At 54.5% G+C, this 23,039-nt stretch carries 22 protein-coding genes and 1 rRNA gene; 1 reads left to right on the top strand and 22 read right to left on the bottom strand.

Annotated features, from left to right (window positions below; translation table 11 throughout):
* The 22 genes from FPZ45_RS22800 to FPZ45_RS22695 all read right to left on the bottom strand — a co-directional run.
* Positions 1-115 (bottom strand): 16S ribosomal RNA (locus FPZ45_RS22800); the annotation flags it as partial.
* A 484-nt stretch (positions 116-599) separates the two neighbouring features.
* Positions 600-2,111, bottom strand: a complete 1,512-nt coding sequence (gene lysS, locus FPZ45_RS22795) for a lysine--tRNA ligase (RefSeq protein ID WP_144706856.1) — start codon at positions 2,109-2,111, stop codon at positions 600-602.
* Positions 2,112-2,277: 166 nt separating this feature from the next.
* Positions 2,278-2,754, bottom strand: a complete 477-nt coding sequence (greA, locus tag FPZ45_RS22790; protein WP_144706855.1) for a transcription elongation factor GreA — start codon at positions 2,752-2,754, stop codon at positions 2,278-2,280.
* Between the two features lie 194 nt (positions 2,755-2,948).
* A complete protein-coding gene (dusB, locus tag FPZ45_RS22785; protein WP_144706853.1) occupies positions 2,949-3,977 on the bottom strand; it encodes a tRNA dihydrouridine synthase DusB in 1,029 nt (342 codons plus the stop codon).
* 16 nt (positions 3,978-3,993) lie between these two features.
* Positions 3,994-4,491, bottom strand: a complete 498-nt coding sequence (gene folK / locus FPZ45_RS22780; RefSeq protein ID WP_144706851.1) for a 2-amino-4-hydroxy-6-hydroxymethyldihydropteridine diphosphokinase — start codon at positions 4,489-4,491, stop codon at positions 3,994-3,996.
* 6 nt (positions 4,492-4,497) lie between these two features.
* Positions 4,498-4,890, bottom strand: coding sequence for a dihydroneopterin aldolase (gene folB / locus FPZ45_RS22775; RefSeq protein WP_144706849.1), 393 nt, complete (start codon positions 4,888-4,890; stop codon positions 4,498-4,500).
* Between the two features lies 1 nt (position 4,891).
* Entirely contained in the window at positions 4,892-5,755 is an 864-nt protein-coding gene (gene folP / locus FPZ45_RS22770) for a dihydropteroate synthase (RefSeq protein WP_144706847.1), read from the bottom strand.
* Positions 5,749-6,636 carry an aminodeoxychorismate lyase gene (gene pabC, locus FPZ45_RS22765; protein ID WP_144706845.1) on the bottom strand — a complete coding sequence of 296 codons (888 nt, stop codon included), beginning with the start codon at positions 6,634-6,636 and terminating at the stop codon, positions 5,749-5,751. The genes folP and pabC overlap by 7 nt, the downstream gene beginning before the upstream one ends.
* Positions 6,633-7,214 (bottom strand): aminodeoxychorismate/anthranilate synthase component II, encoded by a 582-nt coding sequence (gene pabA / locus FPZ45_RS22760; protein ID WP_144706843.1) that lies wholly within the window; start codon positions 7,212-7,214, stop codon positions 6,633-6,635. The genes pabC and pabA overlap by 4 nt, the downstream gene beginning before the upstream one ends.
* The gene (locus tag FPZ45_RS22755; RefSeq protein ID WP_246120552.1) at positions 7,214-8,776 is read right to left on the bottom strand and encodes an anthranilate synthase component I family protein; all 1,563 of its coding nucleotides are present in this window, start codon (positions 8,774-8,776) and stop codon (positions 7,214-7,216) included. The genes pabA and FPZ45_RS22755 overlap by 1 nt, the downstream gene beginning before the upstream one ends.
* A 119-nt stretch (positions 8,777-8,895) precedes the next feature.
* Positions 8,896-9,837, bottom strand: a complete 942-nt coding sequence (cysK, locus tag FPZ45_RS22750; RefSeq protein ID WP_144706841.1) for a cysteine synthase A — start codon at positions 9,835-9,837, stop codon at positions 8,896-8,898.
* Positions 9,838-9,980: 143 nt separating this feature from the next.
* The gene (locus tag FPZ45_RS22745; RefSeq protein WP_144706839.1) at positions 9,981-10,919 is read right to left on the bottom strand and encodes a peptidylprolyl isomerase; all 939 of its coding nucleotides are present in this window, start codon (positions 10,917-10,919) and stop codon (positions 9,981-9,983) included.
* 17 nt (positions 10,920-10,936) lie between these two features.
* Positions 10,937-11,818 (bottom strand): Hsp33 family molecular chaperone HslO, encoded by an 882-nt coding sequence (gene hslO / locus FPZ45_RS22740; protein WP_144706837.1) that lies wholly within the window; start codon positions 11,816-11,818, stop codon positions 10,937-10,939.
* Positions 11,819-11,869: 51 nt separating this feature from the next.
* Positions 11,870-12,634 (bottom strand): type III pantothenate kinase, encoded by a 765-nt coding sequence (locus tag FPZ45_RS22735; RefSeq protein WP_144706835.1) that lies wholly within the window; start codon positions 12,632-12,634, stop codon positions 11,870-11,872.
* A complete protein-coding gene (gene nadC, locus FPZ45_RS22730; RefSeq protein ID WP_144706833.1) occupies positions 12,634-13,530 on the bottom strand; it encodes a carboxylating nicotinate-nucleotide diphosphorylase in 897 nt (298 codons plus the stop codon). The genes FPZ45_RS22735 and nadC overlap by 1 nt, the downstream gene beginning before the upstream one ends.
* Entirely contained in the window at positions 13,523-15,139 is a 1,617-nt protein-coding gene (nadB, locus tag FPZ45_RS22725) for an L-aspartate oxidase (RefSeq protein ID WP_144706831.1), read from the bottom strand. The genes nadC and nadB overlap by 8 nt, the downstream gene beginning before the upstream one ends.
* A gap of 46 nt (positions 15,140-15,185) precedes the next feature.
* Positions 15,186-16,124: a quinolinate synthase NadA gene (gene nadA, locus FPZ45_RS22720; protein ID WP_144706829.1), complete on the bottom strand. Its 939-nt coding sequence runs from the start codon at positions 16,122-16,124 to the stop codon at positions 15,186-15,188.
* A 572-nt stretch (positions 16,125-16,696) separates the two neighbouring features.
* The gene (gene ftsH, locus FPZ45_RS22715; protein WP_144706827.1) at positions 16,697-18,706 is read right to left on the bottom strand and encodes an ATP-dependent zinc metalloprotease FtsH; all 2,010 of its coding nucleotides are present in this window, start codon (positions 18,704-18,706) and stop codon (positions 16,697-16,699) included.
* Between the two features lie 90 nt (positions 18,707-18,796).
* Complete coding sequence (hpt, locus tag FPZ45_RS22710; RefSeq protein WP_144706825.1) at positions 18,797-19,336, bottom strand: hypoxanthine phosphoribosyltransferase; 540 nt, start codon at positions 19,334-19,336, stop codon at positions 18,797-18,799.
* A 58-nt stretch (positions 19,337-19,394) separates the two neighbouring features.
* Positions 19,395-20,813: a tRNA lysidine(34) synthetase TilS gene (gene tilS / locus FPZ45_RS22705; protein ID WP_246120551.1), complete on the bottom strand. Its 1,419-nt coding sequence runs from the start codon at positions 20,811-20,813 to the stop codon at positions 19,395-19,397.
* Between the two features lie 27 nt (positions 20,814-20,840).
* Positions 20,841-21,764, bottom strand: coding sequence for a serine/threonine protein kinase (locus tag FPZ45_RS22700; RefSeq protein ID WP_246120550.1), 924 nt, complete (start codon positions 21,762-21,764; stop codon positions 20,841-20,843).
* Positions 21,748-22,506, bottom strand: coding sequence for a vWA domain-containing protein (locus FPZ45_RS22695; protein ID WP_144706823.1), 759 nt, complete (start codon positions 22,504-22,506; stop codon positions 21,748-21,750). Before FPZ45_RS22695 ends, FPZ45_RS22700 begins: the two co-directional genes overlap by 17 nt.
* 67 nt (positions 22,507-22,573) lie before the next feature.
* On the opposite strand from FPZ45_RS22695, the gene FPZ45_RS22690 reads away from it, so the two are divergent.
* Positions 22,574-22,912, top strand: coding sequence for a hypothetical protein (locus FPZ45_RS22690; protein WP_144706821.1), 339 nt, complete (start codon positions 22,574-22,576; stop codon positions 22,910-22,912).
* Positions 22,913-23,039: the final 127 nt, after the last annotated feature.

Below are 23,039 nucleotides of genomic sequence, written 5' to 3'. Positions count from 1 at the left end.
CACCCGTCCGCCGCTAAGTTATTCAGGAGCAAGCTCCTAAATAACTCCGCTCGACTTGCATGTATTAGGCACGCCGCCAGCGTTCGTCCTGAGCCAGGATCAAACTCTCCATAATAGAGAGCCTAAAGGCTCAATCTGTATTGCTGGTTTCGTCTTTCGACGTTTTTGTTTCTTACGCTCAATGTTCAGTTTTCAAAGAACAATCGGTGTTTCGTTTTGTCTGCCGCGCTAACGGCGACTTAAATAATATAGCACAGGCGGCCAGGCAATTGCAACCCTTTTTATGCATGGAAATTAAATACATTTATAAGGCCTTCCTGCTCATAAGAAAAGGACCGTCAGGATCGCCCCTAACGGTCCTTTCTCGCACGCCGCAGCGCTAACCCTCGATCTGAATAGCGATGTTTTTCATCATACTCGCTCCCGAACCGCACCCCGCCAGGTGGAAATACGATGAATTTCATCGCTAATCTCCCCAGAGACTAATCTATAGCAGCAAAACGCTCCTCATAACGATGTTTTTCATCTTACTTGCCCCCAGCCGATGCTCCATAAAGCGAAAGTACGATGTTTTCCATCGCTAATCGTTCCAATATACGTTAGCCGTCCGAACGATCGCGCATATGAGGGAAGAGCAGAACGTCGCGGATCGATGGCGCATCCGCGAGCAGCATGACCAAACGGTCGACGCCGATGCCGAGTCCGCCTGTCGGCGGCATGCCGTACTCCAGCGCGCGAATGAAATCGTCATCCATCTCGTGCGCTTCGTCGTTGCCCGCTTCCTTCTCCGCCAATTGCGACTCGAAGCGCTGGCGTTGGTCGATCGGATCGTTCAACTCGGTAAATGCATTAGCATGTTCACGCGCTACGATAAATAGCTCGAAACGATCCGTAAAGCGCGGATCCGCCTCGTTCTTCTTCGCAAGCGGCGAGATCGCCACTGGATGCCCCGTGACGAACGTAGGCTGAATCAATGTATGTTCGCAGAATGTTTCGAAGAACGCGTTGACGATATGGCCGAACGACATGTGCTTCTCTACGGGAACCTTATGCTCCTTAGCGAGCGCATGCGCTTCCTCGTCCGTCATCTGCGCCGTAAAGTCGACGCCGACCGTCTCGCGGATCAACTCGGTCATCGACACTCTGCGCCATGCCGGCGTCAGGTCGACTTCTTGACCTTGGTAGGTAATCTTGGTCGTACCGAGAACTTCTTGCGCGATATGCGCGATCAATCCTTCGGTCAGTCTCATGATATCTTCATAGTCGGCATATGCCTCGTACAACTCGATCATCGTGAATTCCGGATTATGGCGCGTCGAAATCCCTTCGTTACGATATACCCGGCCAATCTCGTACACCTTCTCCAGGCCGCCGACGATCAATCTCTTCAAATGAAGCTCGATCGCGATCCGCATGTAGAGCTGCATATCCAGCGCGTTGTGGTGCGTAATGAATGGACGTGCAGCCGCACCGCCCGCGATCGAATGAAGCGTAGGCGTCTCTACTTCCAAATAGCCACGGTCGTCCAAATAGCGGCGCATCGATTGAATGATTCGGGAACGGGTAATAAACGTTTTCTGAACGTCCGGGTTCACGATCAAATCCACGTACCGTTGACGGTAGCGTGTTTCCACGTCCTTCAAACCATGGAACTTATCCGGAAGCGGAAGCAGCGATTTAGTCAGCACTTCGAGATCGTCGACTTTGATCGATGTCTCGCCGGTTTTCGTCTTGAACACGACACCCTTCACGCCGATCATATCGCCGATATCGAGCAGGTCGAACGCTTTGAACTTATCTTCCGGCACCGAGTCCTGGCGGACGTAGATTTGAATCTTGCCGCTCAGATCCTGCAGGTGCGCGAACGCGGCTTTACCCATGCTGCGCTTCGTCATGATCCGGCCGGCAACCTGAACTTCGACCGCCTTCTCGTCGAGCTCTTCCTTCGACAGCTCCGAATACTGCGCTAGAAGCTCGCCCGCATGATGCGTGCGATTAAACTTCGTGCCGAATGGATCGATGCCAAGCGCCCGCAGCTCGTCCAACTTGTTGCGACGGATTTGCAACAATTCGCCTAATTCGACCGTTTCATTCTGTTCCGTATGTTCCATGATTTCGTTCTCCTTCGATTCATATCTGTAATGACCGTGCGCAAGCGGTAATCTACGATGAACAGGCAAAAAAGCTTCCGTAGGAAGCTTTTTTATCCCAGTCAATCGGCTTCTCCGTCCTCGTGACGGCGACTAACGTCTCATCTGTCGCGACAAGTCGCGTAAGCTACATTTTGATATCGACAATTTTATATTGAATGATACCTGCTGGAACGCTTACTTCGACGACGGTGCCTTTCTTCTTGCCGATAATGGCTTTGCCTACCGGACTTTCGTTAGAGATTTTGTTGTTGAGCGGGTCCGATTCAGCCGTTCCCACGATTGCATATTCCATCGTATCGCCATATTCCAAATCTTCTACGATGACGGTCGATCCGATGCTTACCGTCTCGGGATCGATTTCATCGCTGTTGATAATCCGCGCGTTGCGGAGCATTTTCTCCAAAGTAATGATTCGGCCCTCGATGAAAGCCTGCTCGTTCTTCGCGTCCTCGTATTCCGAGTTCTCGCTTATATCGCCGTAGCCGATAGCCACTTTAATGCGTTCCGCGACTTCGCGGCGTTTGACGGATTTAAGGTTTTCGAGTTCATCTTCAAGCCTCTTCAGCCCGTCTTGGGTTAGAAGCACTTCCTTATCGCTCATATCACCGATCTCCTGTCATGGGAAAGATTTTCGGGGTTGCTAATCCAATATATGGTCGGTCACCGCCGACATGACATCTACATGCAATGCAAGCCAGCGATTTTCCTGATGCTCGGGCGAATATTGGTACGATTATATTGCAACCCCTGAAAAATGTCAATTCGCGGAAAAGCGTCGATTGAAACCGCTTCCTCCTAGTGTACGAGGATTTCGCTCGCTTCAGAAGGTCCGCCGGCTTCGCTGCGCAACATTTCCTCGACTCTGTTCACGTAATCTGCTAGCGCGGATTCCACTTCCGCCCGGGATTGCAATTCCATGATGGCGTTCTTCGCCGCCGCGGAATCCGGCAGACCCTTCAAGTACCAAGCCAGATGCTTGCGCATTTCCCGCACCGCGACCTTGTCGCCTCTCAGATCGGCTAGACGGTCCATATGAAGCATGGCGATCCGGATCTTCTCTCTTGCCGAAGGATCGGCCAGTAGTTCCCCAGTGGTCAGAAAATGAACCGTGCGGTACAGCATCCACGGATTGCCGAGCGCTCCGCGCCCGATCATGACGCCGTCGCAATTCGTATGCTCTAGCAAGCGTTTGGCGTCTTCGGGAGTGAATACGTCCCCGTTGCCGATGACCGGAATGTTCACCGCTTGTTTCACGTCGCGCAGAATATCCCAATTCGCCTTGCCCGTGTACAGCTGTTCCCGCGTGCGGCCATGCACGCTGACCGCCGCGCCGCCCGCGCGTTCGACCGCTTGCGCGTTCTCTACCGCGTAAATATGTTCATCGTCCCAGCCGATGCGCATCTTGACGGTAACCGGTTTTTTCGCCGCATCGGCGGCGTAGGACACCATTTCGTATATTTTTTTCGGGTCAAGCAGCCATCTCGCGCCCGCGTCGCACTTCGTGACCTTTGGCACGGGACAGCCCATGTTAATGTCGATAATGTCCGCGTTGGTGTTCTGGTCGACGAACTTCACGGCTTCGACAAGCGACTCCTTATCCCCTCCGAAAATCTGCAAACTCAGCGGTTTCTCGCGTTCATCGACGAACAGCATTTCCAGCGTCCGCTTATTTCCGTGCAAAATCGCCTTATCGCTTACCATCTCCGCGCACACGAGCCCGCATCCGAATTCCTTGGCGATCAGCCGGAATGCCGGATTGCAGACCCCTGCCATCGGGGCAAGCACGACATTGTTATTCATCGTTACGTTGCCGATCTTAAGCATTTCTATATTGCTCCTTTCATAGCTCTCGGATATCCCATTCGGCGAAACGAGAAATACCCTCCTCTTGCAAGTCGAAAGCCGAAAGCTCCGTTACCCAAGGAAAAGGAAGCTCTTCCGGCCAAACGTCCCTAAGCGGAACCAATACGAAAGCCCGCTCTCCCATTCGGGGATGCGGGAGCGTTAATTCCTGCGTGTCCATCGTCCTGTCTCCATAGACAAGCAAATCCAAGTCGATCGTTCGAGGACCCCACCGAATCGTCCTGACGCGCCCCATCTCTTGCTCGATTGCCAGCAAACGGCGAAGCAAAGCCAAGGGTTCCAGTTCGGTCTTCAAGCGCGCCGTCATATTCAGAAAAGCAGGTTGGTCGGTGTATCCTACCGGAGCGGTTTCGTACACGGCCGAGATGCGGTCGACCTCCAGGTCGCCATCCGCCCGCAGCCTGCGGATCGCTTCCTTCAGCGACGACTCCCGGTCTCCCAAGTTCACTCCAAGCGCTATATATGCTTCTTGCACGATTGTTCAGTCCTCTACAGGTACGATGCTCCCGTTCGGACCCCTTTGCCTTCGCAACTCTACGGTTACTCCGTCAAAGGTAATATCGAACGGCGGATTCGGTTTGGTCACCGATACCGTTGCTTTATGGATACTAGTATACGTACCCAGTACCGCCGACGCAATATTTGCGGCGAGCGTCTCGATCAGCTTGACCGGCGGACCCTCGACGATTTCCTTCACCAACGCGTGAATTTCCGCATAGTTCACCGTGTCCGCGACATCGTCGCTTTGCGCCGGGCGGCTTAAATCCAAACGCAAATCGAGATCGACCCAATATTTCTGGCCCAGCTTATTCTCTTCCGGGTAAACGCCATGATAGCCATAAAATACCATGCGTTTTAGCGCCATTTTATCCATTTCAGTACCCGTTCCTTCCCGCTTTATCTCGATATACGACCGCATCGGCCATCGCCGCCACTCGCTTGGACATCAGCACGTCGTGGACGCGCACGATCTGGCAGCCTTGGGCGATGCCTAGAGCTGTCGTCGCACCTGTTCCTTCTACCGCTTCGTCCTTCGATACGCCGACTGCACGCTGAACGAACCGTTTCCGCGAAGCTCCCAATAGCACGGGGTAGCCAAGATTGACGATATCGCCCAGACACCCCATGACTTCCAGGTCTTTCTCGTAATCTTTGGCAAACCCGAGACCGGGGTCGAGCCATATTCGATCGTCTGGGATGCCTGCCGCTTTCGCAAGCGCCACGCTTTCCTCCAGATCGCGAAGAACGTCCGGGATAAAATCCGTATAATCCCGATTATCGCGATTATGCATCAGAATGACCGGGCAGCCGTATTCCGCCGCCACCGTCGCCATAGCGGGATCGCCTTTGAATCCCCACACGTCGTTGACGATGTGGGCGCCAGCTTCAAGCGCCTGCCGGGCCGTTTCCGCTTTGTAAGTGTCGACGCTAATCGGCAGCTTGACGCGTTCCTTCACTGCCCGAATAATCGGAACGATTCTGCGTATTTCTTCTTCGGCCGGCACGGGCTCGTGACCCGGTCTTGTCGATTCCCCGCCGATGTCGATCATATCGGCGCCTTCCGCCGCCATTCGCTCGGCTCGCTCGACGGCAGTGTCCACTTCGTTGTAGCGCCCCCCGTCCGAGAAAGAATCCGGAGTCGCGTTCAATATCCCCATGATTAAGGTGCGTTGTCCCAGCTCCAGCTTTAATCCGTCCCGGAAAGTATAGCTTCGATCGTAAAATGTCGGTTTTAACATGGTTTGGTCTTCCTTTCCGCGGCGGCACGATACTGCGTCATGAACATGGACGTAAGCGGTCCCGTTTCCGTCTTCCCGCCCGGATGCCGTTTCTCTCCGAATTCGTTCTCCAATGTCGTTACGGGTACGATCTCCTGAATGGAGTTCGTGACGAACACCTCGTCCGCATTCAGCAGATCGCCCCAGCGATAGAGACCCTCTTCGACCGATTGGCCCGCGGCCCCTGCCATTCGAATTACGTATTCCCTCGTAATGCCTTCTAGCAATCCCGTTTCTGCGTCCGGCGTGTAGAGTCTCCCCTTAGTCGCCCAGAATACGTTGCTGACCATGCCTTCGGCAACCCGTCCGTTCCCATCCAAAAACAGGCCTTCCGTGCCCGGAGATGCTCCGGAAGCGAGTAATTCTCGCTTAGCTACGATATTATTCATATAATGAAAAGATTTTAACCGCAACCCGACCTCCGGGGTGCTGCGGGGGAGCTTGAGAAGCCGCAGCGTCTTCCCTTTGCGCGTGACCGGATCGTCGGGAGCCAGCTCCTTCGCGTAGACGATTTCGTTAGGTTTCCCGTACTCTCCGGCCGGGAGGCCGATCTCTCCCTCTCCCGCCGATATCGACCACCGAATATATCCGTCTTCTAGTCCGTTTGCCGCAAGCAGTTCCTTCACCGCCGACTCCATACGCGCGACGTCCGGCTCATAACGAATCCCCAGCTCGGAGCAGCCCCTCGCCAAACGTTCCGCATGGCGATCCAGCAACCACGGGCGACCCCCGTACGTCCGGAACGTCTCGAATAAACCCATCCCGTACAAAAAACCGTGATCGAAAGCGGAGATCACGGCTTGGTTACGATCTATCGGTTGTCCGTTCAGTAAGACTTTCATGCTCTGACGCCCGATTTCAGATCCAGAAAATTGCGCAGCATCTTCAGTCCGTAGTCCGTCATGATCGATTCCGGGTGGAATTGAACGCCTTCGATGGCATATTCCTTGTGCCGCAGGCCCATAATCATGCCATCTTCCGTCTCCGCGCTGATCTCCAGGCAGTCCGGCAGCGTATCGCGCTTGACGATCAAGGAGTGGTAACGAGTCGCTGTAAAAGGAGAAGCAACCCCTTCGAAGATCGTGCGTCCGTCGTGGGTAATCTCCGATGTCTTGCCATGCATTAACTCGCCCGCCCGAACGACTTCCCCGCCAAAGGCCTGTCCGATCGATTGATGGCCAAGGCAGACGCCGAGAATCGGGATTTCGCCTTTGAACCGATCGAGCAGCGCGAGGCTGATGCCCGCTTCGTTTGGCGTGCATGGTCCCGGTGAAATTAATATATGGTCCGGGGCCAGCTTGGCGATACCGTCCAAATCGATCTCGTCGTTGCGGCGAACGACGATTTCTTCGCCGAGCTCTCCCAAATATTGCACGAGGTTATACGTAAAGGAGTCGTAGTTGTCAATGACCAGAATCATTACTGTCCACCTTGCCCTTCGCTGTACTGCACCGCTTTCCAAAGCGCCTTGGCTTTGTTCAGGGATTCGTGGAATTCCCGCTCCGGTTCGGAATCGATCACGATGCCTGCCCCTGCTTGAATATGGCAAATCCCGTTCTGAACAGCGATCGTACGAATAATTATATTAAATTCCATATTGCCGCTATAGTCAATCCATCCCATAGAGCCCGTGTAAGGGCCACGACGAGTCGGTTCAAGCTCCTCGATAATTTCCATCGTGCGGATCTTAGGCGCTCCGGTAATCGTCCCGCCCGGGAAAACGGCGGCCAATACGTCTAACGCGTCTTTGCCCTTCGCCAGGTTCGCTTCCACCTGCGACACGAGATGCATGACATGCGAGTAACGTTCGACCGACATCAGCTCCGGCACCTTCACCGTGCCATACTCGGCGACGCGTCCGAGATCGTTGCGTTCCAGATCGACGAGCATGACGTGCTCCGCCCGCTCCTTCTCGCTGCCGAGCAGCTCCTCCTCCATCGCCCGGTCTTCTTCCGGCGTTCTTCCCCGTCGGCGCGTACCCGCGATCGGTCTTGTGGAAAGCCGGGTGTCGTCCAATTTGACCAGCAGTTCCGGCGAACCGCTGACCAGCGAGAAAGACGGCGCTCGCAGCATGCCCATATACGGAGAAGGATTCACGAGCCGAAGCCATTCGTACAGCGTCTCCGGAGCCGCTCCCGACGGTCTGCTCTGACGCAGCGCCAGGTTGACCTGGAAAACGTCACCCTGCCCGATATATTGCTGTATCCTTCGTACCGCTTCCTGATACTCCTCCTTGGTCATCGAAGTCGACAAGCCCGGTAGTTTCTCCACGTCGATCTGAAGGTTGTCTTGCTCCATCCGTTCCCGCATTCGACGCAACTGCGCCTGTTGCTCGGCTGTTTCGCCATATGACAGCCACTCGTCCCATTGCTTCTCCATGTCCGCCGCGCGCTGTCCGGCCTCATCGTAAATCCGCCTCAAGTGATCCGGAGTCGTCAACTTCTCCGCTCTCACATGAACCGCGCAGATGACCGTTCTCTCCACATGGTCTGCGATCCATAACTCTTCGTACCGTCCGAACGCGTAATCCGGTAAGCCCAAATCATCCTTTGAAGAGACCGGAAGCTTCTCCAGACTACGAACGATGTCGTAACCGCAGAACCCCAAAGCCCCGCCTACGCAGTCAGGAATTCCTGTCGTTCTAGGTGCCTGCCACGGAGCCAGCCAATCTCTGAGCAGCGCTAGAGGCGCACCCGTCGCTCGGCTCTGCTCGACCCACTCTCCGCATATCGGTTCGAGGATGCGGGCGGTCTCGCCCTTGCCTTCGATGACCGATACCGGCCGCAGCCCGACGATCGTATATCTGCCGCCCTTGCCGCTTTCCAGCAGACACGCGTAGGGCGAAGCGTCTTTCCATGCGCCGTCCCATAACGCGGGCAGCATCCGGCCTTCCTCCTGCTTGAATTTACGTATATAAGGAAGCAAGGCATACCGGCCTTCATCGATCCATTGCTCCCATTGCTCTATCGCGATAACTTCCACTCTGACTGTTCCTCCGATCATACTCATATAAAGCAGAATACCACAAAAGTTCTCCGATTACCGTGGGCCGCCGCAAAAAACAGCCCTCGCCTAAGGCGAGGGCTGCATCGATGCTAGAATTAGTTATCGAAGTTAAATAAAGGAGTGCTCAAGTAACGTTCGCCGTTGGAAGGCACGACAGCTACGACGCGTTTGCCTGCGCCAAGCTCTTTCGCTACTTTCAAAGCGGCGAAGATCGCTGCCCCGGAGGAAATGCCGACGAGCAGACCTTCTTTCTTGGCTACCGTACGAGCCGTCTCGAACGCATCTTCGTTCTCGACGGGAATGACTCCATCATAAATATCCCGGTTCAGAATGTCCGGAATGAAGTTTGCGCCGATCCCTTGGATCTTGTGCGGGCCAGGGCTGCCGCCGGACAACAGCGGGGAAGCTGCCGGTTCTACCGCGAATACTTTGATGCCCGGGAAGTTCTCTTTCAGCACTTCGCCAGCGCCCGAGATCGTTCCGCCCGTTCCGATGCCGGAAACGAACGCATCCAGCTTGCCGTCGAAAGATTTGATCGCCTCGACGATCTCCGGACCGGTTGTTTCGCGGTGGATTTTCACGTTTGCTTTGTTCTTGAATTGCTGAGGCAAGAAGTAATCCTTGTTTTCTTTCGCGATTTCTTCCGCTTTCTTGACGGAACCGTTCATGCCTTCAGATCCTGGAGTCAGAACAAGCTCAGCGCCGTAAGCGCGGAGCAGGTTGCGACGCTCCAAGCTCATCGTTTCGGGCATAACGAGAATCGCGCGATAGCCTTTGGCTGCCGCGACCATAGCGAGGCCGATTCCCGTATTTCCGCTGGTCGGCTCGACGATCGTGCTAACGCCGGGCTTGATCAAGCCTTGCTTCTCGGCTTCTTCGATCATGCTGATGGCAATACGGTCCTTAACGCTCGAACCCGGATTTTGATATTCCAATTTGACGTAGATTTCCGCGCTGCCTTCAGGTACGATACGGTTCAAACGAACGAGTGGCGTATCGCCGATAAGCTGGGTCACATTCTGAACAATCTTAGCCATTAGACTTGTTCCCTCCTAAAATGTGCGGCTGGTTTCCTTCACGCATTAATCCGACTAAAACGGTCGGTATTTTGTCTGTTTTCATCTTATCAGACCCTGGAGAGGATTGTCAATAGCTTGTAAAAACTAGTCGCCACGGACGTTTACCGCTTCAATGAAGGGTCTTTGACTTCCGCTCCGTATTTGTTCAGCAATTGTTCCTCCAGATCCCTCATGGACATAGCTTTGCCTAACGCCAACTGCTTCCGGGCCTCCAAACGGATTTCCTCTTCCGGTCTGGAGCGCAGCGCGCTTCTGGCGTCCAGCCTAATGATGGCGTAGCCTAGATCGGTCGGAATCGGGCCCGCGATCTCTCCCACTTGCATGGAGGCGGCTTCCGCAAGGACGGATTCGTCCACGAACGGGTCGTTCGCCTCGATCCATCCTAACTCTCCGCCCGAATCCGCCGTAAACTCGTCTATCGAATACGTTCGGGCCAGCTCCGCAAAATTTTCGCCCTGCGTAAGCTTGCCGAGCAGCCCCGTAGCCAGCTCCTTCGTCTGAACGACAATCTGCGCCAATTGATATTTCCGGTCAGGCTGAAACTCTTCGCGATGTTCCTCTATGTAACGGTCGATTTCCGCGGGCTCTACCGTAACGTTGCGGATGGACAGCTTCTCAAGAAGCAGACGGTATCGGGCGTCTTCCCGAACCTCTTCCTTATTCATGCCCAGCTGCTCGTACATAGTCCGGTAAAAAGCCGCTTCATCCTCGTAGCCTTGCATCATTGAGCTTAGCTCTCGTTCAAGCTCCTCGTCCGCCACTTCGATACCCAAATCCCGGGTCTCCTTGCTTACGGCTGCCTCAAGCATCATGCTTCTAAGCGTCTGCGAACCGTAAGAAGCCAGCAGCCGATCATTCAGCTGTTGGCGTGAGATGGCGGTTCCTCCTATCATGGCGACAATCTCGTTCTCCGCGGGTTTTTCCGAAGGACCGCTTGCAGTCGGAGCGATAGAAGAATTTGGACTGCAGCCCGATGAAACCGTCAAAGTCGCTAAGAGGGCTAGCAGTACGAGCGGCTTGCGCCGTATCGTCTCCCTCATCGAATATCATCCCTTCTCTAATCCCGATCCGAAAGACGATATAGTGCCTCCAGCTCTTCCGCCCCGAACATATATTTTTCATTGCAGAAATGACAGTGAAGCTCCGCATGTCCGTCCTCGTCGATGATGTTTTTCAGCTCTTTCCTGCCGATGGTGAGCAGCGCCGTTTCGAACCTCTCGCGTGAACAGTTGCATTGGAAAATCGGCTCAAGCGTCTGATGGATGGTCAGATCGTCCCCGACGAGAAAACGCAAAATGCCTTCCGGCGTCTCCCCTTGGTCCAGCAAGGAAGTGACGTGGGGCATCGCCGCAATCGCATTCTCGAGACGGACGAGTTGGTTCTCCGAAAGATCTGGCATCACTTGCACGATAAAACCGCCTGCGTGCATCACGGAATTGTCCGTATCTACAAGAACGCCAAGCCCTACTGCTGAAGGAGTCTGTTCTGACTCTGCGAAATATAATGTGAAATCTTCCGCGAGTTCCCCCGAAATGATCGGTACACTTCCCCGATAGGGATCTTTAAGCCCTAAATCTTTCGTCACATGAAGCAGTCCCGTCCGTCCTACCACTCCCGCGACATCCAGCTTGCCCTGTGCGTTGCTAGGCAGATGTACATGCGGATGATCCACGTATCCGCGTACTTCGCCCGCGGCATTGGCGTCGACAGCAATCTGACCGATCGGCCCGTCGCCCTTCACTTGAACGGTCAATTTCTCTTGTCCCTTTAACATTACGCCCATCATCGCCGCGGCGGTAGCCGTCCGGCCAAGCGCTGCCGTAGCCGTAGGAAAAGTGTCCTGCCTGCGCTGCAATTCCGATACCAATGCCGTCGTTCTCGCTGCGAATACCCGCAAACCGCCGTTCCAAGCCGTGCCGCGTATGATTTCGTCCTTCATGCTGCTCTTCCTCCTTCGGCGGAATAGGAATCCCCCGCCGACGATCTATTTTTACCCATTCCGTTCATATACCATGCGCAGACCTTCCAGCGTCAACAGCGGATCGACTAGTTCGATCGTCTCCGATTCCTCCGCGATCAGCTCCGCAAGCCCACCCGTCGCAATGACCCTCGGCTGTACGCCGAATTCCTTGCAGATTCTCCGGACGATTCCGTCGACCTGTCCGGCATACCCGTAAATGATGCCCGATTGCATGGCCGCAACGGTATTCCGCCCGATCACGGATTTCGGCTTAGACAGTTCGATCCGGGGCAGCTTCGCCGCCCTCTGGTATAGCGCTTCCGCGGAAATGCCGATTCCCGGCACGATCGCTCCCCCTAGATAGGCTCCGGAAGCGTCGATGTAATCGAATGTCGTCGCCGTTCCGAAATCCACCACGATAAGGGGTGCGCCATATTGCTCGATGCCCGCGACCGCGTTCACGATCCGATCCGCGCCGACTTCTTTCGGGTTTTCGTAGCGGATATTAAGCCCCGTCTTTATGCCCGGACCGACGATTAGCGCTTCTTTGCCCACGTATTTCGCGAACAAGCTCTCCAACATATTCATGATCGGAGGAACGACGCAGGAGAGAATAACGCCTTCGATCTGCTCCGCTTTCACGCCCGCCAATTGAAACAGGTTGCTGATCATGACGCCATATTCATCTACCGTCGACGAACGGTTCGTGCTTAGCCGCCAGTGGTGGGTTAACTTTCTGTTCTCATATAAACCTAATACGATATTCGTGTTTCCGACGTCCACGACCAGGATCATTAAGCGCCGCCCTCCTTGATCGCATTCAAATCCAGACTGATATCGAGCGCTTGAAAGGAGTGGGTAAGGCCCCCGACCGATATAATGTCGACGCCGCTGCCCGCGATCTCCGCTACGCGGTCCGGCGTAATCCCTCCGGACGCCTCGATCACGATATGCGGAGCTTTCCCGCGAATGATCGCTACAGCCTCGGTCATAGCCGCCGTGCTCATATTATCAAGCATCACGATATGGGCTCCCGCCTGAACTGCTTCTTCGGCCTGTTCCAGCGATTCCGCTTCCACCTCGATCATCATCGTATGAGGAATTCTCGATTTCGCGCCTTGAACGGCGGACGTAATTCCGCCTGCAGCCTTAATATGATTGTCTTTAATCATGACCGCGTCGTACAATCCAAAACGGTGATTCGCACCGCCGCCGACCCGTACCGCATATTTTTCCAGCGTCCGATGCCCTGGCGTCGTCTTGCGCGTATCGACAATTCGGGCTTGCGTGCCTTGTACCCCCGTTACGTATTCGCTCGTCTTCGTCGCGATTCCGGATAACCTCTGCAGCAGATTCAGCGCGAGGCGCTCACCCGTCAATATGCTGTGTGTCGAGCCTTCGACTACAGCCAGTACCGTTCCTCGCTCCACGCGGGTCCCGTCGGTAACCCGGGCATCAAACTGGAGACCGGAGTCCACGACCTGAAACACAAGGCGGGCTAACGGCATCCCCGCTACGATCCCCGCCTGCTTGGCATGAATAATTCCTTTCGAGCGATGGCCATAAGGCACGGTCGACATCGTGCTGACATCTCCCGAACCGAGATCCTCGCTAAGCCATGCGCGAAGCTGATCCTTTACCGCTTCGACTGCCGGTCCTCCGTTCGCCCAATCGCTTTCCCGTTCAAACATCGTCGTCTACCCTTTCTGTGTGAATCCCTTTATTCCGATTAATTATCGTATGCGCTCGCCAGTTCTGATCATCCCTCTCCGGATAATCTTCCCGATAATGACCGCCTCGGCTCTCTTCGCGATTTAATGCACCTTCCGCGACAAGCAGCGCGCAAGTAAGCAAGTTGGCGTATTCCAACTCTTCTATCTTCGAGAGATTCATCTGGAATAATGGCAGCTGCTTCTTCAAGTCTTCAAGCCCTTTTAATAGACCCGAACGGTCTCTCCGAAGTCCGACGTAGCGAACCATGCTCTTCTGTAGCTTCAGCCGTCTTTCGATTAGCGTTCCCGTAAGCACCACGTCTCTCTCCCCGGCGGGGCCGTAATCCGCGGCGAGCCGATTCGGAGAAAGTTCGTTAATCTTATCAACGATACGCTGTCCGAATACGATCGCCTCCGACAAGGAGTTGCTCGCCAGACGATTCGCGCCATGCACGCCGGTCGAAGAAGCTTCCCCGCATGCGAATAAACGCTGGATGCTCGTCTCTCCGTGCAGATCCGTCTTCACTCCGCCCATCATGTAATGAGCGGCGGGAGCTACCGGAATCCAGTCCGTCGTCATATCTAGCCCGTAGTTCAGGCAATATTCGTAGATCGTTGGAAAACGATGCCGAATCAGATCCGGCGATTCATGCGTAATATCGAGATAAACATAAGTCGATTTCGTCGCTTCCATCTCATTGATGATCGCGCGAGCCACGACATCCCTCGGCGCAAGCTCAAGCTGAGGATGATAATTTTCCATAAACCGCTCGCCGCGAATATTCCGTAGGTACGCCCCTTCTCCCCGAACCGCTTCGGAAATCAGAAATCTCGGAGCTCCCGGATAGCATAACGCAGTCGGATGGAATTGATTAAATTCCATATCCCGTATGTCCGCGCCTGCCCGGTAAGCGATCGCCACGCCATCTCCGGTAGCGATTTCCGGATTGGTCGTGTAGCGATACAGTTGGCCCGTACCGCCGGTACATAAAATGGTGGCAAGACCGAATACCGCCACTCGGGTCCCGTCCGGCTTCTGCACGAGCGCTCCGCGGCATTCCTCGTCCTCGGTTAGCAAGTCGAGCACGAAATGATCTTCCCATAGCTCGATAGCCTGGTTATTCTTGACCTTTTCCACCAATGCCCGAACGATCTCATAACCGGTCGCGTCCCCATTGGCATGAAGAATCCGACGCTGGCTGTGCGCGCCTTCTTTGGTTAAGGCATATTGTCCGTCCTCTTCGTCGAAGTTCGTCCCATAACGAATCAGTTCTTGAACGCCGCGAGGCCCTTCATGCACAAGAACGTCAACCGCCGAAGCCTCGCAAAGTCCGGCTCCGGCGATTAACGTATCTTGAGCGAGAAACTCAGGAGAATCGTCATCCGACATGACGGCGGCGATTCCGCCCTGCGCATATCGGGTATTGCTGTCGAACAGTGATTTCTTCGTTATCATCAATACGCGTTTCGTTTCGCTTGCCTTCAGTGCCGTAAAGAGGCCGGCTATGCCGGCCCCGATTACGATGACATCCGTTTCCACGCGAGGAAGCTTATCCAGATCAAAATCGACAACGTACCGAGGTATCATGATTAGTTCGTCCCCACTCAACAATAGAGTTAGCACAGGCTGCGGCTTATTTCACCAGCAGCATGCGCTCCAACGATAAACGGGCTTTGTCCGCAACGTCCTGCGGCACATAGATTTCCGGCTGCATCGTTTCAAGTGCCCGAACAACCTTCTTCAAGTTGTTCACTTTCATGTTCGGGCACACGAGGAATTTCGAAGCGAAATGGAACGTTTTGTCCGGGCTGTCCAGACGAAGCTGATACCCCGTACCGTCTTCCGTTCCGACAATAAATTCTTTATGATTCGACTCGCGGCAATATTTCAAAATTCCGGTCGTGCTTCCCACGAAATCCGCCATCGCGACCACTTCCGGGCGGCATTCCGGATGAACGACGAATTCCGCGTTCGGATATTTCGCCCGCATTTCTTCTACATCTTTAATTGTGAGCATATCGTGAGTATTGCAATAGCCTTCCCAGATGATCATTTTCTTGTCGGTATGCTGGGACACGTAATGGCCCAAGTTTTTGTCCGGACACCAGATGATCTCATCGGAATCGACCGAGTTGACGACTTTAACCGCGTTCGCCGACGTACAGCATATATCCGTTTCCGCTTTTACGTCCGCGGAGGAGTTAATGTACGTAACGACCTTCGCATTCGGATGCTTCGCTTTCAGTTCCCGCAGACCGATCGGATTGACCATGTCCGCCATTGGACAGCCTGCGCGTTCGTCCGGTACGAGCACGGTTTTGTGGGGAGCGAGAATCTTGGCGCTCTCCCCCATGAAATGCACGCCGCAGAAAACGATAACGTCCGCATCCGTAGAAGCGGCCTTCTGCGCGAGTAGGAACGAGTCACCGCGGAAATCTGCAACCTCTTGTATTTCATCACGCTGATAATAATGAGCTAGAATAATGGCGTTGCGCTCTTTTTTAAGTTGCATAAGCCGTTCGCGCAGTTCTCGATTCTGCTCGGCTTTACGCTCCAGGGCCAAGGCCTCCATTAAGCAATCTCCTCCCTAAGCTGCCAAGTTTGTGAATGTATGCACAATCTAGGCGGGAATGCTGTCTTTAGTGTGGACGAAAAGGACTTCGTTCATTAACACTTAATTTACACTTGCCGGGTAAGGCTGTCAATTGATCTGAACAGGTTTTCCGGCAGGTTTTTGGCGTTCCTTCGGCGGAAGCGCGCTGAATGCTCTTTCGCACTTCCTCATTCCCGGTTCATCAGGTTTTGTCGGACTACACTCGCCTCTTCCCCATTCTGCACCGTCCAATCAGGTTTCGCCGGACTACACTCGCCCCTTACCCTATTCTGCGCCGTCTAATCAGGTTTCACCGAACTACACTCCCTCTTCCCCCCATTCTGCACCGTCCAATCAGGTTTCGCCGGACTACACTCGCCTCTTCCCCTATTCTGCGCCGTCCAATCAGGTTTCGCCGGACTACACTCGCCCCTTACCCTATTCTGCGCCGTCTAATCAGGTTTCGCCGGATTACACTCGCCTCTCCTCGCGCCAACAAAAAAACGGGATGTTCGCCGGCGCCGACTTGGCGCGGGAACATCCCGTTTGCTTTATTTAGGCTCTTCCGAGCTTTCGTCTTTGCGTAAATCCGGCGTAGTCAACGGCTCGTCGTCGTCACGGGTTTGAATCCGGACTTTAACGTTGCCGAGCGTATCGACGATCGGTTCAGCCTTCGATTCCGCGGAACCCTCCGAGGAAGAACCTTCACCGTCTTCGCTAACCTCGATGACGCCTTTCTCGATCAACGACTTGATCTGTTCCAGATCAAGCGTTTCTTCATCAAGCAGCGTCTTCGCGATCAGATGCATCTCTTCGCTCTTCTCGGTCAGCAACTTCTTGGCACGATCGTAACATTCGCGCGTAATGCTCTGCATCTCTTGGTCGATCTCGTACGCGATCTTATCGGAATAGTTCTGCTCGTGTCCGATATCCCGTCCCAGGAACACCTGTCCTTGCGACGTACCGAATTGCATCGTTCCGAGCTTCTCGCTCATCCCGTATTCCATGATCATCGCGCGTACGATACTCGTCGCTTGCTTAAAGTCGCTATAAGCGCCCGTGCCGATCTCGCCGATGAAAATTTCCTCAGCAGCGCGACCCGCGAGCAAGCCGGTTACTTTATCCAGCAGCTCTTGCTTAGTGACCAGCATGCGGTCTTCCTTCGGAAGCATGATGACATAACCGCCCGCGCGTCCGCGTGGAATGATTGTCACCTTATGCACAGTATCGGCATGTTCGAGGAAGAAACCCGCAATCGTATGGCCCGCTTCGTGATAAGCGACGATCCGCTTCTCGCGATCGCTGATGACCCGGCTTTTCTTCTCGGTACCGACGACGACGCGGTCGATCGCTTCGTCGACTTCCTGCATCGCGATGTCTTTCTTGTTGCGGCGAGCGGCAAGCAACGCCGCTTCGTTCAGCAGGTTCTCTAAGTCGGCGCCGGTAAAACCGGTCGTCCGCTTGGCGATCGTGCCGAGTTGCACGTCTTTGTTGAGCGGCTTGCTGCGCGCGTGGACTTTCAGTACCGCTTCGCGGCCCTTCACGTCTGGACGGTCAACCGTGATTTGACGGTCGAAACGGCCCGGACGGAGCAAGGCCGGATCGAGAATGTCCGGACGGTTCGTTGCCGCGATGATGATGATGCCTTCGTTCGCGCCGAATCCATCCATCTCTACGAGCAATTGGTTCAACGTCTGCTCGCGTTCGTCGTGTCCGCCGCCGAGGCCCGCGCCCCGTTGACGACCGACGGCATCGATCTCATCGATAAAAATAATACATGACGCGCTCTTCTTCGCGTTCTCGAACAAGTCGCGAACACGGGAAGCGCCGACGCCGACGAACATCTCTACGAAATCCGAACCGGAGATCGTAAAGAACGGAACGCCCGCTTCGCCCGCAACGGCACGAGCCAACAGCGTCTTACCTGTACCCGGAGGGCCGACGAGAAGAACGCCTTTCGGAATGCGCGCGCCGAGCGCGGCAAACTTGCGGGGATCCTTCAAGAACTCGACGACCTCAACCAATTCTTGCTTCTCTTCGTCCGCACCAGCTACGTCCTCGAACGTTACCCGTTTTTTCTCTTCATTATAAAGGCGGGCACGGCTCTTGCCGAAGTTCATCACTTTACCGCCGCCGCCCTGCGCCTGATTGATCAGGAAGAAGAACAGAACGAACATGATGATGAACGGAATGACGGATGTTAAGAAAGTCAGCCAGAAGCTTTGTCCCGGCATTTTTTTAGGTATGAATTCGAAGCCCTTCTGCAAGCTCAAATCAGAAAATTGTTTAATGGCGTAATCCGCTAAAGGCGCGCGACCCATGAAGGTTTCGCCCTTCTCGTTCGGAGACTTCGGATTATTAAACTCGCCGGTAACCAAATAAGTTCCGTTCTGGATTTGCATCGTGATTTGTTTGACATTGCCTTGCTCAACGACTTTAACGAGCTCGTTGTAGCTGTATTCTTTCGTTGTATCTTGCTTGCCGATAAAAAACTGTACGATCCCGACGGTCACCAAAAAAATAAGTAAGTAAAAGCCTGTGTTCCGGATGAACCGATTCATCCCCGACCTCCTCTCGACACGCTCACATCATTTTAACATAGCCTGTCTTGGCATCACAATCAAATCGCGTCCCCGCGCGAGCGGAGGACGTTAATTCGTATAAATCTCCGGCTTAAGTACGCCGACGTATGGAAGATTGCGGTATTTCTCCGCGTAATCCAGTCCGTAGCCTACGACGAACGCGTCCGGAATGATAAAGCCGGTGTAGTCCGCGTTCAAATCGACCGTTCTGCGGCCCGGTTTATCGAACAAAGCTACGACGTTGACGGAAAGCGCGTTGCGGCGTTCCAGGACGTCAATTAGGTAGCTTAGTGTAAGCCCGCTGTCGATAATGTCTTCCACGATAATGATATCGCGGCCCTCGACCGAGGAATCCAGATCCTTCACGATCTTGACTTCTCCGGAAGAACGCGTGGAATTGCCGTAACTCGATACCGCCATGAAGTCGAGCTCGATCGGTATCGTAATGTTTTTGGACAAGTCCGCCATAAAAATAAAAGCGCCTTTCAATACGCATATCACGAGTGGATTGCGTCCTTCATAGTCGCGGCTAATCGCCGCTCCCAATTCTTGTACCTTCTGCTGTATCACTTCTTGCGAGTAAAGAACTTCTTGAATGTCGTTTTGCAAAGAAGGTGCCTCCCAGTGAGATTATTACACGGTATGATGGCTTTGACACGATCATGCCCTAGTTTTCGGCGTCGACGAAGGTGATCCGCAGCGTCTCTTGGGTCTCGGCGCCGATTAATGCCCAGCTCGAACGCCTCATGCCCGGGATCCATAGCACGCGCCCTTCCCGATCCGCAAGCAACGGCAGCTTATCGCGGCGAGAACGCGGCACTTTGGCATCGACGAACATATCTTGCACTTTTTTGGTGCCGTTTAGTCCGTACGGCTGCATGTAATCGCCGGGCAGCCGACTGCGGATGCGCAGAGGAAACGAAATTCCATTCGCGTCGAAGCAAGCTTCGTGGCGGTTCGTCCGATCTGCAGGAACGGAACCTTTAACCCGCTCGAACCGAACACGCTGCCCGATTTCTTCGATCGCGATTTCGCTCGCCGCCTCGGTGACGATGTACGTAAAACCGGCCAATTCCGCCGGTTCCGGTCCGATGTACGCCTCGTCGTATTCCCTTTTCAGTACCCACCCGTCCCCAAGATCCAATCGATTAACCGTCGGATGCTCCTGGGCGATTGCTGTCGCGATTTCCTCCACTTGCCGGAAATCCAGCATTCGGCGCGGGTCTGAAGAACAGTTTAATATTAATTTAATCAATCTTCGTTGTAAAGCGACGTGAAGGCCGCGGAACCGTCGTCGCTCCAACCGGAAGCCCTTTTCCGAAGGGGTCACACCTTCGCGGAACGCCTGAAGGGTTTGTTCTTCCATATAATCGTCATCCGCCGACGCCATATCGGCCAATCTGATTAATGATTCCTTAAGCCTCGGATTGTAAGGCTCCAGCATCGGCATCAGGTCAAGCCGCACGGCGTTGCGAAAATAATGTCGGTCGATATTGCTGCTATCAACCGCGTAAGGCACCCCGTTTCGCTTACAGTAATCCAGAAGCTCACATTTGGTTATACGCAGGAGAGGCCGAATCAGTTCCAATTCATCCTCTTTTCTTCGAAACCGGATGCCCGCAAGCCCGCCTATGCCGGTTCCCCGGATGACTCTCATAAGCACCGTCTCCGCTTGATCATCGGCATGATGGGCTGTCAGAAGATAGGTCGCGCCATAGTTGCGGGCAACTTCCTTCAGGAAATCATAACGCTTCTCCCTTGCCGCAGCTTGTGCGTTCTCCCCGCTATCCGACAGATAGGCCGGCATACCAAGCTCCGTCGTCTCGAACGGAATCCCCCATTCTCCGGCGACGCGGCGGACCAGCTCTGCCTCGGCATCGGATTCCGCTCCGCGGAATTGATGGTTGACGTGAGCGGCCACGATCCGGAAGGACTCCTCATTCGCCATCGTGCGAAGAAGATGAAGCAGCGCCATGGAATCCGGTCCTCCGGACACTGCGGCGACGACCGTTGCGTCGGAGCGCCGCCAGCCGTCAGACCGCGCCTTCGCTTTGATGTCATGCGTCCAATCGTCCTGCGGTTGCACCGTTTGTTCTCTCCGTTTCCTATGTACTTATTGCAGGAGCCATATCGCCGCCAACGTCGTGCTGATCACGATAGCGGCGCCGAGCAGGCCAGCCATCCAAGCGGGAACCCGGTCGCTCGAGGCCTTGGGCTTCTGTGAGATCCGAACGGCCTCCCTCCATTCTCGGCTGGATTCCCTAGTGCTTGAGAATTGGCCGGCCAATGCTTTCTCGATCCAGCCTTCCAACGGTTGCAGCCGAGGATTGCTCTTCACGAGCTTCATCAATTCTCTCGGATGGCGATTTTGCGGGATGAGTGTGCGCGTAAGTTGGATCAATCTTTTGCCGTCCATAGCATGCAGCCATAAGAGGCCCACCGCAAATAGATCGTACGACGGCTCCGCGGTCCGGCTTCCCCCCGACCAGTAACCGCGATCATAAATTTCCGTAAACTGGCGAACGCTTCGGCCGATGGCCGAAGCTCCCCCGAAATCAACCAATTCCACCCGCCCGTATTCTCCAACGAGCACGTTCTCGCTCTTGATGTCCCCGAACACCCATCCGGCCTCATGCAATTGCGACAATCGCTCCAATAACCGGTAGCCGATCACTCCCATCCAATGCGGACCATGCTGGCGCAAAAAAGCTTTTAGGGGAATCCCGGGTACATATCTCATCACGTAGAAAGGCACGTTCTTGCCTGCCACCACAGCATCGTCCACGTCTAGTAGAAACGGCGGGCGGCCTTTCTCCGAATGGTCGAGAGAGGTCAGGATATTCACTTCGCCTTGCAGCTCGGCGGCTTCATGGCCGATCTTAACCGCATAAGTTGACCTTTTCTCCGACGAAGCCAAATAAACCTGCCCGTTCGAGCCGAGCCCGAGCAGTTTTTCCAAGCGATAGCGCTTCCCATTCCATTTGCCTCTAATCTCCGTGCCTCTAGCTAAAGGTTGCTTCTCAGATGACGTTATCACTCCGCACCTCGCTCGACTCGCCCGGCGATGCTTGAATCGGCTCGTCCATTAGCTCTATTCTGCTTATTTTACCACAAGTCTCGCGAATATAATCAACGACCTGCAATAGAGCCGGTCCCGTCGGGGTCGTGCCGCGCATGCGGATTTTGCCGAACAAGGATCCGATGCTTGAAGCATTGGATATCCATCCCGTATCCATCATGCAATATGTGTACTGGTTTTCACCCGGAAAATGGAATACGGACACCTGGCTCCTGCCCTTGCGGGCTTGCAGACTCAAAGTCAGATCGCGAATTGCCTCCTCCACGGCGTGCAGCTTCGGTTTCATGCTGGCGCTGGCGTCGATTAGGAGCGCGACGGAGAGTGACATCGTTTCCTCCATCTCCTCCATCACTTTAACGACTTCTCCGCGCTTGGGCGGGGGCAAAGCCCCGACATCCTCCACCCCGAACAATTGGCGCAGTTCGTGGTTGACCGCCTGCCTGATCGTGCCTGCCACCGTCTGCCTCGTCATCATCTGCACCGTACGGGAGAGCTGGCGGCTAGTGACGATCCGGCTGATTCCTCCGCCTGCCCGGGCGATCTCGGCAATCTCCGTCGCCCCATACTCTCCGATCGCGCCTTCGTCCACGACGCCGGCGACGTTCACGGTGATCCCTTCGGCAAAAGCCTGCGCCGCGGCGACGACCGGGCTTTCTCCGACGTTCGAACCGCCGTCCGTAATGAGTAAAATCTGTTTCATTTCAAACACTCCTCATAGGTTTCTAGTATCTATTAAGAGTGTCGCCAAAGATTGCGAGATTTAACCTTTGACTGTCGCCATTGCTGCTTTTTGCGACAATGAGAGGGATGTGGCTCCTATGGACCTCTCCATTGCTGCTTTTTGCAACAATGAGAGGGATGTGGCTCCTGTGGACCCCGCCATTGCTGCTTTTTGCGACAATGAGAGGGATGTAGCTCCTACGGACCTCGCCATTGCTGCTTTTTGCGGCAATGAGAGGGATGTGGCTCCTGTGGACCTCGCCATTGCTGCTTTTTGCGACAATGAGAGGGATGTGGCTCCTGTGGACCTCGCCATTGCTGCTTTTTGCGACAATGAGGGATGTGGCTCCTGTGGACCTCGCCATTGCTGCTTTTTGCGACAATGAGAGGGATGTGGCTCCTGTGGACCCCGCCATTGCTGCTTTTTGCGACAATGAGTGGAATGTGGCTCCTATGGACCTCGCCATTGCTGCTTTTTGCGACAATGAGAGGGATGTGGCTCCTTTGGACCTC

The sequence above is a fragment of the Cohnella terricola genome, assembly GCF_007786475.1.
GTDB classification, from domain to species: domain Bacteria; phylum Bacillota; class Bacilli; order Paenibacillales; family Paenibacillaceae; genus Cohnella; species Cohnella terricola.
This window is presented reverse-complemented; position numbering and strand designations above follow the sequence as displayed.

Bases quoted from the DNA above. Each gene is read 5' to 3' on its own strand.
- ftsH (WP_144706827.1), bottom strand. From the start codon at position 18,706: ATGAATCGGTTCATCCGGAACACAGGCTTTTACTTACTTATTTTTTTG.
- FPZ45_RS22735 (WP_144706835.1), bottom strand. From the start codon at position 12,634: ATGATCCTGGTCGTGGACGTCGGAAACACGAATATCGTATTAGGTTTA.
- nadB (WP_144706831.1), bottom strand. From the start codon at position 15,139: ATGATACCTCGGTACGTTGTCGATTTTGATCTGGATAAGCTTCCTCGC.
- folB (WP_144706849.1), bottom strand. From the start codon at position 4,890: ATGGATAAAATGGCGCTAAAACGCATGGTATTTTATGGCTATCATGGC.
- pabA (WP_144706843.1), bottom strand. From the start codon at position 7,214: ATGATTCTGGTCATTGACAACTACGACTCCTTTACGTATAACCTCGTG.
- cysK (WP_144706841.1), bottom strand. From the start codon at position 9,837: ATGGCTAAGATTGTTCAGAATGTGACCCAGCTTATCGGCGATACGCCA.
- greA (WP_144706855.1), bottom strand. From the start codon at position 2,754: ATGAGCGATAAGGAAGTGCTTCTAACCCAAGACGGGCTGAAGAGGCTT.
- nadC (WP_144706833.1), bottom strand. From the start codon at position 13,530: ATGTTTGAACGGGAAAGCGATTGGGCGAACGGAGGACCGGCAGTCGAA.
- nadA (WP_144706829.1), bottom strand. From the start codon at position 16,124: ATGGAGGCCTTGGCCCTGGAGCGTAAAGCCGAGCAGAATCGAGAACTG.
- FPZ45_RS22695 (WP_144706823.1), bottom strand. From the start codon at position 22,506: ATGAAACAGATTTTACTCATTACGGACGGCGGTTCGAACGTCGGAGAA.
- lysS (WP_144706856.1), bottom strand. From the start codon at position 2,111: ATGGAACATACGGAACAGAATGAAACGGTCGAATTAGGCGAATTGTTG.
- dusB (WP_144706853.1), bottom strand. From the start codon at position 3,977: ATGCTTAAGATCGGCAACGTAACGATGAATAACAATGTCGTGCTTGCC.
- hslO (WP_144706837.1), bottom strand. From the start codon at position 11,818: ATGAAGGACGAAATCATACGCGGCACGGCTTGGAACGGCGGTTTGCGG.
- folP (WP_144706847.1), bottom strand. From the start codon at position 5,755: ATGTTAAAACCGACATTTTACGATCGAAGCTATACTTTCCGGGACGGA.
- FPZ45_RS22745 (WP_144706839.1), bottom strand. From the start codon at position 10,919: ATGAGGGAGACGATACGGCGCAAGCCGCTCGTACTGCTAGCCCTCTTA.
- pabC (WP_144706845.1), bottom strand. From the start codon at position 6,636: ATGAAAGTCTTACTGAACGGACAACCGATAGATCGTAACCAAGCCGTG.